The sequence below is a fragment of the Candidatus Hydrothermales bacterium genome, assembly GCA_039630235.1.
Classification (GTDB): domain Bacteria; phylum Hydrothermota; class Hydrothermia; order Hydrothermales; family JAJRUZ01; genus JBCNVI01.
This window is the reverse complement of record JBCNVI010000046.1, coordinates 1-774: the sequence shown is the minus strand read 5'-3', so window position 1 is coordinate 774 and position 774 is coordinate 1. Positions and strand designations below refer to the sequence as shown.

1 protein-coding gene is annotated in these 774 nt (G+C 28.8%); it reads left to right on the top strand.

Translation table 11 applies throughout. From position 1 onward, the window contains the following. Positions 1-30: 30 nt before the first annotated feature. The coding region (gene cas10 / locus ABDH49_09210) for a type III-B CRISPR-associated protein Cas10/Cmr2 (GenBank protein MEN3047118.1) at positions 31-774 on the top strand (744 nt) is incomplete at its 3' end.

Here is a 774-nt window from a genome sequence, read left to right as displayed (position 1 = left end):
AAATTTATTGGTGGAAGAAAAAACTTAAGGATGTTTTCCCAACCAGAGATTGAAGAAAAGGGAAGAAAATGTTCTGTTTGTGGCGAAAGGGATGTAGTATTTTTCAGAGAAAGTAAAAATAAAGGTAAATTTACGAATTTTAATAAATATTTAGTTGATTTAACTGAAAATACCAAAATCTCTCCTAAATTTCTTGCTGATGGTGAAGGACTTTGTTCTTTATGTTTTCTAAAAAGAACCTTTGAGATTTATCTTGAAAATAAAGTCTCATCATCAGTATTTAAAAATATATCATTTCCATCAACTGCGGATATAGCTTGTTTAGATTTCAAAGAAAAAGTATTAGCTTTGGCTAAGAATGAATATGAGGAGTATAAAAAGAAGATAAAAGATCTTTTAAAAGAAGACTTTGAAGAAATTGAGGGCTCTTGGCTTTATGAAGAAAATTTAAATGAAAGATCTATCAAGGAACAATATGGCATTTCTATTAAACCAAAGAATTTGATAGAGTTAAAAGAAGCTTTAAAACAAATTTATAAAAAAGTAGGGAAACCAAAATCCTACTATGCTATTATTCATCTTGATGGTGACAATATGGGTAAATGGCTTTCGGGTGAGCTTCTTCCAGAAATTCAAAATTCATATAATTCTGAAGTTTGGAATAATAAAATAGATGATGATTTTAAAAAGGGACTTATGGAAATTTTCAAAAGAAAACTTTTAACTCCAGCTATTCATGCTTCTATATCAACTGCCCTGAGAAACAATGCTCTT